Annotated in this window: 8 protein-coding genes; 6 read left to right on the forward strand and 2 right to left on the reverse strand. The window is 38.6% G+C overall.

The window, feature by feature from the left end; genetic code table 11:
* Positions 1-34: 34 nt before the first annotated feature.
* Positions 35-565: an adenine phosphoribosyltransferase gene (locus BLW31_RS10485; RefSeq protein WP_010536008.1), complete on the reverse strand. Its 531-nt coding sequence runs from the start codon at positions 563-565 to the stop codon at positions 35-37.
* A 50-nt stretch (positions 566-615) separates the two neighbouring features.
* Positions 616-2,502 (reverse strand): tRNA uridine-5-carboxymethylaminomethyl(34) synthesis enzyme MnmG, encoded by a 1,887-nt coding sequence (gene mnmG, locus BLW31_RS10490; protein WP_010536009.1) that lies wholly within the window; start codon positions 2,500-2,502, stop codon positions 616-618.
* An 867-nt stretch (positions 2,503-3,369) separates the two neighbouring features.
* Between mnmG and BLW31_RS10500 the strand changes: the two genes are divergently transcribed.
* The 6 genes from BLW31_RS10500 (at position 3,370) to BLW31_RS10525 (ending at position 13,200) form a co-directional block, all read left to right on the forward strand.
* Entirely contained in the window at positions 3,370-3,939 is a 570-nt protein-coding gene (locus tag BLW31_RS10500; protein WP_010536011.1) for an RNA polymerase sigma-70 factor, read from the forward strand.
* Positions 3,940-4,750: 811 nt separating this feature from the next.
* Positions 4,751-5,959, forward strand: coding sequence for a FecR family protein (locus tag BLW31_RS10505; protein WP_010536012.1), 1,209 nt, complete (start codon positions 4,751-4,753; stop codon positions 5,957-5,959).
* Between the two features lie 43 nt (positions 5,960-6,002).
* Positions 6,003-9,332 carry a TonB-dependent receptor gene (locus BLW31_RS10510; protein WP_010536013.1) on the forward strand — a complete coding sequence of 1,110 codons (3,330 nt, stop codon included), beginning with the start codon at positions 6,003-6,005 and terminating at the stop codon, positions 9,330-9,332.
* Positions 9,333-9,345: 13 nt separating this feature from the next.
* A complete protein-coding gene (locus tag BLW31_RS10515) occupies positions 9,346-10,812 on the forward strand; it encodes a RagB/SusD family nutrient uptake outer membrane protein (RefSeq protein WP_010536014.1) in 1,467 nt (488 codons plus the stop codon).
* Between the two features lie 26 nt (positions 10,813-10,838).
* Positions 10,839-11,549, forward strand: coding sequence for a DUF4843 domain-containing protein (locus BLW31_RS10520; protein ID WP_010536015.1), 711 nt, complete (start codon positions 10,839-10,841; stop codon positions 11,547-11,549).
* A gap of 19 nt (positions 11,550-11,568) precedes the next feature.
* On the forward strand, positions 11,569-13,200 hold the full coding sequence (locus BLW31_RS10525; protein WP_010536016.1) for a PKD-like family lipoprotein: 1,632 nt from the start codon (positions 11,569-11,571) through the stop codon (positions 13,198-13,200).
* Positions 13,201-13,254: the final 54 nt, after the last annotated feature.

Below are 13,254 nucleotides of genomic sequence, written 5' to 3' on the forward strand. Positions count from 1 at the left end.
GTTTTTCTACGCCCTGCAAATATAAGCAATTTGTTTATAAAGTCAATACGGATTCTACTTCTACGTCATCTCCGAACATGGATTTACCGTTTAAGTCTTTTAGCTCGATGATGAAGTTTACATATACCTTTTTAGGCTTCAATTTTTTCACGAGTTCGCAGGCTGCTTTCATTGTTCCTCCTGTTGCCAGCAGATCGTCGTGTAGTAAAACAACGTCGTTTTCATCGAGTGCATCCTTGTGTATCTGCACCGTGTCCTTACCGTATTCTTTGTCGTAACTTTCCTCGATTACCTCTGCGGGAAGTTTGCCCGGTTTACGGATGGGGATAAAACCCGCGTTCAGTCGGGTAGCCAGGATAGGGCCCATGATGAATCCCCTTGACTCTATACCTACTACTTTGGTGATACCTTTATCCTTGTACATCTCAAACATAATGTTTGATAATTCTTGCAAGCACCAAGGGTCTTTAAACAGAGTGGTGACATCGTAGAAAAGGATTCCGGGAATCGGAAAATCCGGAATTTCCCGGATGCTTTTAATTAGCGTTTCTTTGCTCATAATCATTGATTTATCTCGTTTCTTTAAATGCTTTGTTTCACGTGAAACGTTGCCGCTTATCGTCCGCAAAGTACCAGTAACACGTTGATGTCGCTAGGCGATACTCCCGGAATCCGGCTCGCTTGCGCGATGGTTTCCGGATCAATCTTCACTAGCTTTTGACGAGCTTCCGTGGATAGCGACTGAATGGAAGCATAATCAAATTTGCCTTTGATCTTGATGCTTTCGAGGCGTGCCAGCTTTTCTGCTATCATTCGTTCTCTGTCAATATAGCCTTGATATTTGATCAGTATTTCTGCCGCTTCCAGAATCTCTTCTTTGCGGTCGGAATCTGCAGCGGTTGCTTTTTCTAATTCTCGTTGGAAGGCGGGGACATGTTCTGCGATATTCTCAATCGTAATTTGCGGACGGTTGAGGACTTCGATCAATTTGCATCCTTGGCGTAGGGGAGTCGTTCCTAACTTTTCGAGTGCATCATTAATTAATGCCGGTTTCATCGAATAGTTTTTTGCGAAATCTACAATCTGATCCAATGCCTCCTTTTTGCTTTTCATCAGCTGGTAACGATCCTCCTTAGCCAGTCCGAGGCGGTAAGCCCTTTCGGTCAGTCTCATGTCAGCGTCATCCATGCGGAGAAGAATGCGGTATTCGGCACGCGAGGTGAACATACGGTAAGGTTCGTCTACTCCTTTTGTTACCAGGTCGTCAATTAATACACCGATATATGCTTCATCACGTGCCAGCGTGAAGGCTTCTCCGCCGTGGCAGTTGATGTGGGCATTGATTCCGGCAATCAGTCCTTGGCCTCCGGCTTCTTCGTAACCGGTCGTTCCGTTCACTTGTCCGGCAAAGAACAGATTTCTGATAATCTTCGATTCCAGCGAATGTTTTAATTGCGTAGGGTCGAAGTAGTCATATTCAATTGCATATCCGGGGCGATAGATGACGATGTCCCTGAATGCCGGAATCTTTTTCAATGCGGCTATCTGAATATCCATCGGAAGAGAAGAAGAGAATCCGTTCAGGTATAATTCCTGTGTTGTTTCTCCTTCGGGTTCGAGGAATAGCTGATGTTGTTCTTTATCGGGGAAGGTGACAATCTTGGTTTCGATGCTGGGGCAATAGCGGGGGCCGATGCTTTGAATTTGTCCGTTGAACAGGGGTGAATCCGGAAGTCCTTCGCGCAGAATCCGGTGTACCTCTTCGTTGGTATAGCAGGTCCAGCATTGCAGTTGCTTCAGATGACGCGTACTGGTATTCATGAATGAGAACTTATGGAAGTCACATTCTCCGTCCTGCGTATCCATCAGATCGAAATGGACGCTGCGGGCGTCGATTCGTACCGGTGTACCGGTTTTCATTCTTCCGTAGGCAATGCCATGTCGGGCGATGGATTCTGTCAGTTGGTAAGAGGCGGGTTCTGCCATTCTGCCGCCCGGTAGTTGGTGACGACCTACGTGCATCAGTCCGTTCAGGAAAGTTCCTGCCGTCAGTACGATGCATTTCGCTTTGAATGTGACACCCCAGAGGGTAACGAGGCCGGTTACTTCGCCGTTCTCGACGAGCAGTTCGCTCACAGTGTCCTGCCAGATATGAAGGTTGGGGGTGTTTTCCAGCCTTTCACGCCATGACCAGATAAACTTGGCACGGTCGCATTGAGCGCGGGGGCTCCACATGGCCGGTCCTTTCGAACGGTTCAGGATTCGGAACTGTATGGCGGTTTCGTCCGTCACCAATCCCATCTGTCCGCCCAGTGCATCTATTTCACGTACTATTTGTCCTTTGGCGATTCCTCCTACTGCGGGGTTGCAACTCATCTGCCCGATCTTGTTCATGTCCATCGTGATGAGGCAAGTCTTGGAACCTAAATTTGCAGCAGCGGCTGCTGCTTCGCAACCGGCATGTCCGCCACCAATTACAATAACGTCGTACTTAAAATCCATTCTACCTTATTTATTATCAAACGCTGCAAAGTTACGGAAAAGTTGCGAGAAATGTGTCTTCTGCCTGTTTTTGCTTCCGAAATTTCGGGGAGGAGGCGGAGATGATTCTAAAAAACGCCGTAATTTTGAATTAGAAATATGCAGAATGTATTGTAATCTGGCTTGTATGTGGTGCGATGAGTCTGTGAATTCTTTCAAAATGCTAAGTATGTGCTTTGCTTTGATGCGTCAGACTTTCTTTTTGTCACATGAAAACGTGCAGGATTATTTGACGAAATAGAATGTGAAATGATTGTTCCGGCAAAAATAGTGTAAAACTTGTGGTCAGATATGTCTTTTGCATTCGATCTTCCCCCTTCTTCTTGACATAAGTCAAAAAAACAAGGGAAAAGATGTTTTTTAGCATAAAAGTTCTTGTTGTTTTCCAAAACACCTCTACCTTTGCATCGTAGTTGTGGAACTACTTATATTTTTAGGTATTAGAAAAAAGGTAATAACAAAAGGAAAAGAGTAGTTTTAGTTTATAGAATTAGGTATTAGATTATTTTTTTAAGGTATTAATTAGAAGATTAGTTTTTAGGAAAAAGATTGTTTGATTAGGTATTAGGAAAAAAGTAGTTTTTAGGTAACAAGTAAATTGAGATGCAGAAAAAAGAATCCCATTTATGGGGGATTCTTTAAGGGTGGGGCGGAATTATTCGCTCTTTTTTTATTTTATCCCCCTTTAATTCTGTTTTTTTATGTGTGGGTGTGAACTGACATTCTGAAAAAACAGATATATTTGTGGATTCTATATGCTATAACCAGTTTTTTGCAATAATCTAGGGAGAGTCGTATTCATGTTGATGAATAATGTTGTGTGGACATATGAATGGTAAAGATGATTTTATAGTGCTAGGAGTCAACCAGAAAGACAAGAAGATCTGGAGGGACTTTTATGATCGCTATTATGCTGCTTTGTGCTCTTATGTCAGCAAATTCTTATCCGTATCCGATGCTGTGGAAGATCTGGTGCAAGAAGTTTTTATTTCAGTGTGGGAAGGTAAGCGTATCTTCTCCGATTCCAAAGAACTGACTAATTATCTTTATCGTGCATGCTATAACAATGCATTACTCTATATCCGTAACAATCAGATTCGTGATTCTATACTAAGCTCCCTGCCTTCGGAAGAAGACTTTGAAGACGAGGAAATGATCTATGCGCTGACTGTAAAAGAGGAGGCCATCCGGCAACTCTATTTCTATATTGAAGAACTTCCTGCCGAACAACGCCGTATCATCTTGTTGAGAATTGAAGGTCATTCCTGGGATGAGATTGCATCTAAATTAGGTGTGAGTATCAATACGGTTAAAACCCAAAAGAGCCGCAGCTATAAATTCTTGCGTGAAAAGCTGGGCAATTCAACTTATTCCGTCCTGCTTTCTTTGATTTTTTAAGATACTATCCGGATAATTCTTTCATATTTACTCTCTATTGTTCGAAGATAAGAACCGTAATACAGCAGGTTTAATGCTGCAAGGTGGCGACATTAGTATGTAGCAAAGGCTTGATTAATGTGCTTGCTATATAGCATATTCTTGTTTCATGTACGTGGTTCGTTGAGCTTACGTACGTGATCCCGTCGCTCTATGTGCGTGAACCGATGGGACCACGTACGTGAACTGAAGTTTTGTTACTATGTGAAAATGTTAATTGAGGCTTCGTAACACATTGATGAACGGAAGGCTGACTATTAAATCCGGCATCTTTTATGGGGTTGTATGTGTTATTTGGGGGAGTATATTGTCTTTTGTTGATAGGAGCATCTTTGGGTAAAAGTGACAATAGAAAACTGAATATTTCTTATTGTCACTCTATTATCACCTCTTATTGTCACTTTTTAATTGTTGTATATCAGCCTACTAAGTCTTAAAAGTGATAAGTGACAATAGAAAAGTGTTTTTTGATTCTCCTGAAGAAGTTAAATATTGGATGAATTTAATAGCGGCAACCAAAAAAACAAATATTTTCTAAGATGTCTAATTGTCGTTCTTTAGTGCTTTTTATTTGCTATGCTGTAGTGACATTATTGTTAAAACACTCTGAATTGCCTGTGTTTAGTGATAAAATGATAGGATTTTCCTCTGTAAAGTCTTCGATAGGAATGCTTCATCTAAAAAATAATCATCTTTTTGTCACCCATTTATAGACGTTATGTATAACTATAGTAAAGCAAAGATAAAAATCTCACTAGAAATAGATAAAATTATGAAAAAGTTAGAAAACACATATCAGGATGCCTCTTTGATAAAAAAGGCTCTTTTGGGAGATGCAAGCGACGAAGAGCAGCTGGTGTTGGAACAACGTTTATCTGAGCACCCGGAACTGAAAACGGTGTATGAGAAATTGCAGGATAGTGAGGAACTGAAAGACTCTTTTAATAAGTATAAAGAATATTCATCGGAAAAGGCTTACGAGCATTTCCTTCAACAAATTCAACAAAAAGAAAATCCGTCTGACGGAAAGATACGTCGTATCCGGACGTGGTGGTATGCTGCTGCGGCTATGGTAGTATTGGCTGTGGGAATTTCTTTTTATGCCGTGAATCATTATCAGGCAATGGAGGACAACAAGGCACGTATTGCACTAATCGAGCCGGGTAGCAAACAGGCAGTGCTGACCTTACCCGATGGGAGCACAATTGATGTACAAAAGAAAGATATAAATGTAATAGTAGATGGCGTCCAAGTAAAATATAATAAAGGGGTGCTATCGTATCGACCGACCGTCACAACACAACAACACGCAGAAAAAAACGTCGATGAAAGTCCGGCCAAGTCAAATGAACTGGTTATACCGCGGGGAGGAGAGAATACTGTCCTTCTTGCTGATGGAACCACCGTTCATTTGAATGCCGGTTCTAAATTGATCTACCCGGCCCGTTTTGTCGGAAAACGCAGAATTGTAACGTTGGAAGGAGAGGCTTATTTTGATGTGAGGAAAGACGAGGAACATCCGTTCGTTGTCCGGACGCGCTTTGGAGAAGTAACGGTGCTCGGTACTGCATTTAATGTCAATGCATACAATGATGCGGACGCATGTTATACCACTCTTGTATATGGAAAAGTAAACTTCTCCACACCTGATCAGAAAATCATTACGTTGGCACCGGGTGAACAGGCTGTTGCTTCTTCCCGTGGAATTGAAAAGCGGGCAGTCGATGTAGATGAATATATCGGTTGGGCAAGAGGTGTGTATGTTTTCAATAACAAGCGACTGGGAGATATCATGAAAACCTTTGAGCGCTGGTATGATGTCCATGTCTATTATGAGGATGCATCTTTATGCGACTTGACATATAGTGGCGACTTACAGCGATATGGCACGATCAACACTTTCCTGGATGCTTTAGAACTAACCGGCGATATCTACTATAGAATAAACGGCAGAAATATATTGATATATAAGAATGAGTAATATTGAGTTTTGATTAAAAATTATGGAGAAAAGAAGAGTCTTTATGTTATGTCTGTTTGCATTGAGCATGATTCTCAGTGCATGGGCACTTCCACCTGATGAGAAGAAAGTGACACTTGATTTGAAGGATGTGCCGATGGAGACATTTTTAAACACGGTAAAACAGAAAGCTGGAATCAACATGCTTTATAACTCGAAGATGTTTAAAGGAGTTGAACCGGTGACTGTAAAAGCTACTAACGAGCCTTGGAGAGAATTGCTGGACCGCGTTCTTTCACCTAAAGGTTTCACTTATGCCACCAAAGATGGTATTGTAGTCATCAAGAAGAAAGATCAGAAAACACGTGTTTTGGAAGGTAGAGTGGTTGATGATATGGGTGGTGAACTGCCGGGAGTTACAGTTTTGATACTCGGAAAAGAGAGAAACATCGGAACCATGACAGATGCAGACGGTGCCTTTTCATTGGGACTCCCTGACGGAGACGCTACGATTCGTCTTTCTTTTGTGGGTATGCAATCTTTGGAAATACATACAGGTAAGTTGAATCTCGATAAAGTTCATACCTTTAAGTTGAAACCGGATTCCAAGCAGCTGGAAGAGGTGGTGGTAACCGGATATGCGAAAATTAGCAAGAATAGCTTTACGGGTACTTCAGTGACGGTTACGGCAGATCAGTTGATGTCGGTTTCCAAAACGAATGTATTGGGAGCTTTGCAAACGTTCGACCCCTCTTTTCGTATTGCAGAGAATAATTTAGCCGGGTCGAATCCGAATAATGTTCCAGAGTTATATATTCGTGGACGTTCAGGCATCGGAACCACTCAGTTGGATGCTCAAAGTCTTTCTAAAACATCATTGAAGAATAATCCTAACCTTCCGACTTTTATAATGGATGGTTTTGAGATCAGTGTGCAGAAATTGTATGATATGGACCCTAGCCGTATTGCAAGTATTACAATTTTGAAAGATGCTGCCGCTACTGCTATGTATGGTTCTCGTGCAGCAAATGGTGTAGTTATTATTACAACAGTTACTCCGAAAGCTGGTAAGGTTAATATTGATTATAATTTTACTGGAACGTTGGAATATCCTGATTTGACTGATTATAATATGATGAATGCGCGGGAAAAGCTTGAAACGGAGGTTGCAGCTGGTTTATTTAAGGCGGATTCAGAACAGGATTTTAATGAACAAAGTCGTTTGGATGCACTTTATAACCAAAAACTGAACAATGTAGTTCGTGGTGTTGATACTTATTGGTTATCCAAACCCCTTCGTACAGTATTCAATCACAAACATAGTTTGTATCTAGATGGCGGTACGGAGGATTTGCGCTGGGGAGCAGACTTTTCTTATAATAGTGGAGAAGGCGTTATGAAAGGTTCTTATCGCGATCGTATGGCTGGTGGGCTGTCTTTATCTTATCGGCTTGGAGCTTTTCAGGTAAGAAACTATTTCTCATATACTTATACTAAATCTCAGGAGTCTCCTTATGGAAGCTTTTCCGACTATACTTCAAAATTGCCATATGATGAATATATGGATGAGAATGGAAGATATTTGGAGACAACTTATCCTTGGACTGGAGGTTCAGGAGAAGTAAATCCTTTGTATGAAGCTACATTGAAGAATTATGATCGTAGTAAGTCTTGGGAATTGATTAATAATACAGAATTGTTGTGGAATATCGACAGTTACTGGTTATTAAAAGGACAATTTAGTGTTACGAAGTCAAATTCGGATGCACGTACTTTTCTTGATCCGCGTTCAAAGAAGAATGATGATTTGTTAGGTTTAAATAATGTGGTTTCAGGACAATTGGATATTGTTACTTCCAATAGTCTAAGTTGGGATGCTACTGCTACTTTATCTTATAATAGAAATATAAAGAAGCACAATCTGAATTTTTTGGTAGGTATTAATGCTACTTCAAGTACTGGTGATAGCTTTGGTATTACTTACAAAGGATTTCCTTCTGGCGAATTGTCTTCTCCAGGCTATGGTAATAAAGTCTCTGGATTGCCTTCAAATTCGGATAGTAAAAGTCGTCTTTTTGGTGCATTAGGGACATTCAATTATTCATTTGATAATATTTATTTGGCGGACGTTTCTGTACGCTTCGACGGAAACTCAGAGTTTGGTGCTGATCAACGTTTTGCACCTTTCTTTTCTGGTGGTCTTGGTTTGAACTTGCATAATTATAAGTTCATGAAACAGTTTGATTGGATGGACCGTCTAAAGATTCGTGGAACTTACGGTATTACTGGTAAGGTTGACTTCTCTCCCTATGAAGCGCAGACTATTTATAAAGTGGTAACAGATAACTGGTTTAAAACAGGTCTAGGAGCTTCATTGATGGCATTGGGAAATAATGGATTGGGTTGGGAAAAGACTCATAACATGGATTTAGGTCTAGATGTTGATATGTTTAAAGGACTACTCCAGATGAATTTTTCATATTATCGTAAGAAAACGGTGGACTTGGTTAATAGTGTTACATTACCTAGTTCTACAGGTTTTACTTCTTATAAAGATAATATCGGTGAGGTGATGAATAAGGGTGTTGAGATTCAATTGAGAAGTAATATATTGAATACTAAGGATTGGTTTGTTGCAGTTTTTGCGAATATGGCTCATAATGAGAATAAAATAACTAAGATCTCAGATAGTCTGAAAGAATACAATAAGCGCGTACAAGAAAAGTATGCGAAATATGATTCAGGAAAAGGAGATTCAAAATATAGTGAGACTTACTTGCAGTATGTAGAAGGTGGTTCGCTGACATCTATTTTTGGTGTTAGATCATTAGGCATCAATCCTGCAGATGGTAAGGAAATTTATCTTCGTCCTGACGGTACAATAACATATGATTGGAATGCGGCTGACCAAGTTGTAGTTGGAAACGAAGAGCCAAAACTCCAGGGTACTTTTGGATTTAACCTTCGTTGGAAGCAATTTTCTCTTTATTCTACCTTTATGTATGAATTTGGTGGACAACGTTATAATTCTACATTGGTAAGTAAAGTTGAGAATGCACATATTCAAAGTAGTAATGTAGACCGTCGTGTATTAACAGGGCGCTGGCAAAAGCCTGGAGATTGTACTCCTTATGGACGTTTGCAGACTGATGGGGTAGTTGCAGTAACTCGTCCTACTAGTCGTTTTATTCAGGATTATAATGTATTGACATTTAACTCTCTTACTTTAGGATATGATTTTAATGCTGAATGGTTGAAGAAAGCACATATCGGTCTGTTACGTGTAGAACTTTCAGGAAATGATTTATTCCGTGTTGCTACTGTACGTGCTGAACGTGGATTGGACTATCCGTATTCACGGTCTTTTGCAGCTTCGGTGAAAATGAGTTTTTAACAGTTTAAAGTAGATGAATAATATGAAGAAATTATATACGATATTACTGTTGGCTACAAGCCTGTTTACTACAAGTTGTAGTGATTGGCTGGATGTAGCACCGAGTAATCAGGTGAATGGGGATAAGCTTTTTGAAGTAGGAGATGGATATCGAAATGCTTTGAATGGAATATATTTGAATTTGGGGACTTCTTCCATGTATGGACGAGCAATGTCATGGGGATTTATGGATGCTATTGCTCAATATTATCAAACAGATAATAATTTTATACCTAAAAATTCAGCTTATTATAAATCGGCTAAGTTTCAATTTGATGATTCGGATGTGAAAACTTTTATTTCCAATATATGGTCTATTGGTTATAATAATATAGCTAATTGTAATAATTTGATTCTCAATGTTAGCAAAGCTAGTCCTTCTGTTTTCAAAGAGGGAGAATTTGAGAAAAATATGATTTGGGGAGAAGCATTGGCACTACGAGCTTTTATACATTTTGATTTACTTCGTTTATTTGCTCCCGCCATATCGAAAGATGATGGAAAGTCTTATATTCCCTATGTAGAGGTATATCCTACCATTATTCCTCCATATGAGAGTAGTAGAGAGATTCTTTCTAAAATAATTAGAGATTTAAAAGCTGCGAAAGAGATGTTAGCTAAATGTGATATAACTGATGAACATAAAATTTGGATGAGCACAAGTTATCGTATGTTGGCATCAAGCATGCTTTCTAACGATATAGCTTCTAGTGATGTATTCTTCGCTTATAGAGGATATCGTATGAATTATTATGCTATAGTAGCGACATTAGCACGTGTATATTATTGGGAAGGAGAATATGAACAGGCTTATAAAGAAGCAAAAGAGGTTGTAGAAGCGACTTATCCATATGGAAGCAAGCCTGAATCCTGTTTTAATTTTGTGGAATATTCAAGTTTAGGTACGAATCTCAAAGACTATAATAGCATTATTATGTGTTTTTTTAATAAAACATTACAAGAAGATTATATACCTTATATAACAAGAGGAAATCAAACACTGTTTATCCTTGACAGTGATAATATCTTTGCTGATAATAAAGAACAGGATCGTCGTTTCCTTCTACAGACAGGTTCTTATAATTCTAATGCATATTCCTTAAAATATGATATTAAGTTGGGACAGGATGGTTCAGATATGGTTCCAGGTATACGCTTGAGTGAGATGTATTATATCATGGGTGAGTACTTTGCTCGTAAAGGTGAATATTCTCAAGCTGGCAAAATGCTGGATGAAGTACGTTATGCGAGAGGAATTCTGACTACTAATATGGAGAACAGTATTGGGTCATTGGAAGGATTTCATACAGAGTTATTGAAGGATATGCGTAAGGAATTTGTAGGAGAAGGACAAATGTTTTTTCAATACAAACGTATGGATAAGAAACCGGTAGATAATGCAATTTTTGTATTTGATAAACCGGATAATGAGGATATTTAATGTGTGATAATCAACGAAAAAGAAAGATGAAAAAAAATATTCTATTTGCTTTAATATCTCTTTGTTTTTGGGGATGTTCGGAAGATGAGATAAAACCCTATCATGGTGGACAATATCTTTATTTTAGCCAATTGAAGGAATTTGGTGATGAGGATTTCGAAGTATCTTTCAATAACTATCCTACTAGTGATGCTATTATTGTGAAGATTGGTCTGGGGCTAGTCGGAAAACCGTTTTCAACAGATACACCTTACGAAGTAAGTGTGGTTGCGGAAGATGAGAGTGAAGATAAGATAAAGAATGCTGATCAGAAAAATTATCATTTGCCTGATAATCCAATGTTTAAAGCTGGATTATCTAATGATACATTGGAGGTTGTGTTGTTAAAAACGGAAGATTTGAAAGAGAATGTGAAGTTGTGTTTGAAAATTCTTCCAAATGAGTATTTCGAAGGATCAATACCGGAATACGAACAAATTAAAATTGTATTTAATAATATTATTAGTAAACCTTTATGGTGGACCAATGATGTCACGAAGTTGTATTTAGGTACATATTCTAGAAAGAAATATGAAGAGTTTGTAAAATGCACTAATATCTCAGATTTTGGAAAACTAAGTACTGCCGAAAAACGGCAATATGCATTGACATTCAAGTATTACATTGCAGTAAACAATGTAATGGATAAAAATGATACAACTGGTGAGGAGTTTCCGATGACTGTACCTATTAACTAATTAGAATAGAAATTGAAATATGAAAATGAAGATATTATTTGTTGTAATGTTCCTTTTGATCATCACGTCTTGTTATGAGGATAAGGGAAATTATGATTATAGAGAAATGAACGATATCGAGATTTCTGTAGAGACTGAAAGTTCTTCGTATGCGTTAGGAGATAAAGTGATATCAAAACCAAAATTAGTTTTCACTTTAGGAAAAGAACCTTCTGATTTATCATATGAATGGACGTTTGATGGACATGTCATAGCTGATACTAGAGACCTGGAGTGGATAGCGGATACAATTGCTAGTACTAAAGAACTTCGGTTGGCTGTGATGGATAATAACACAGGAGTTACCTATTTTGGTTCTACGTACATTTCTGTTTCTTCTGCTTATGCCTCTAACGGCTGGGTAGTACTCTCCGAGAAAGAAGGTATCAGTACTTTAGCTTTTTTGAGAGAACAGACTGAAGAGGGAATATTAAAACCTGTTGTTACACGTGATATTTATCAAATGATTAATGGTGTACCGATGGGAACACAGCCTGTTTCTATGTATCCTCACTGGACAGAACGCTGGGATGGAGAAGATAAAACCAGTTGGCTATGGGTAGCACAGAAGGGTGGCCAAGGAGCTATTGATATATCAGGTAGCAGTTATAAGCAGGAAGGGATATTGTCTCAAATGTTCCTTAGTAAATCATATCCAGAAGGATTTGTTCCGGTAGGTGTTATTGATATGCAGTTTCTTACAATGGCAATTGGTGAAGATGGAATTATTTATACCCGCGTTAAAGATAGCAATTTATTGTTTAACTCTAGTAATTTCCTTGACCGACCATTAACATCAGATGAAGAAGGTAAAATAAAGGTGGATGGTAGCATGATTGCTTATGCTCCTTTTGATGAACATGGAGGTATGGTTCTTTATGATAAAAATTCTTCGCAATATTTGCATATTGCTGATTATAAGAGTTGGCAAGGTTATAACTATTCTGGCAAGGTGCTACCTTTGAAGGTGGAGGAGTATGAGTATGGTCCTTCTGATGCTAGGCTAGATAACATGAAGGATTATTCTGTATACTTTGTAGGTGCTAGTTTGGTTGACTGGGGAGATGTCTCTTATATGTCTATTATTAAAGATAAGGCTGGCAAGTTCTATATACAGAAATTTACGGTAGAAGCTTATGGAGGGGGTAGTTCTGTCACCAAAGTTGGCGCTAGTTTTACATCTCAAAGTGAGATTGAGGGGCTAAGTTCAGTAATTGACGGAACGTCCAAAAACTGTTTTTATCTTTGTCGGAATCAGGATAAAGCTCCTTATCTGTTTATAAGTAAAGGGGAGACTCTCTATTTTTATTATACAGATGGGAATAAGTTATACACATGTGCTCAATTTGATTCTCCTATTGCTTCTATTGATGCCGAATGCTTTAATAATAAATATATTATAGTAGGTTTGGAAAATGGAGATGTCTATATTCTGAAAGGGGATGATGATAATTCGGATTATACTCTTAAGAAATATGTAATCCAACAGAATAAGGTAATTCAGGTGAATGATGCTGAAAATAAATTTGTATTGTTCCATGAAAAAGATTTTGGGCGGATTATTCAGGTTCGTTATAAATGGAAAGAATCTTGGAATGAATCATTTAGTTAAAACTTAAAAACGATAAAACTTTGAAAAAACTGTATTTACTTCTTCTAGTCGTAC

Source organism: Bacteroides faecis MAJ27 (assembly GCF_900106755.1).
Lineage (GTDB): Bacteria > Bacteroidota > Bacteroidia > Bacteroidales > Bacteroidaceae > Bacteroides > Bacteroides faecis.

Coding starts and splice junctions, on each gene's coding strand:
- BLW31_RS10485 (WP_010536008.1), bottom strand. CDS start 565: ATGATTATGAGCAAAGAAACGCTAATTAAAAGCATCCGGGAAATTCCG.
- mnmG (WP_010536009.1), bottom strand. CDS start 2,502: ATGGATTTTAAGTACGACGTTATTGTAATTGGTGGCGGACATGCCGGT.
- BLW31_RS10500 (WP_010536011.1), top strand. CDS start 3,370: ATGAATGGTAAAGATGATTTTATAGTGCTAGGAGTCAACCAGAAAGAC.
- BLW31_RS10505 (WP_010536012.1), top strand. CDS start 4,751: ATGAAAAAGTTAGAAAACACATATCAGGATGCCTCTTTGATAAAAAAG.
- BLW31_RS10510 (WP_010536013.1), top strand. CDS start 6,003: ATGTTATGTCTGTTTGCATTGAGCATGATTCTCAGTGCATGGGCACTT.
- BLW31_RS10515 (WP_010536014.1), top strand. CDS start 9,346: ATGAATAATATGAAGAAATTATATACGATATTACTGTTGGCTACAAGC.
- BLW31_RS10520 (WP_010536015.1), top strand. CDS start 10,839: ATGAAAAAAAATATTCTATTTGCTTTAATATCTCTTTGTTTTTGGGGA.
- BLW31_RS10525 (WP_010536016.1), top strand. CDS start 11,569: ATGAAAATGAAGATATTATTTGTTGTAATGTTCCTTTTGATCATCACG.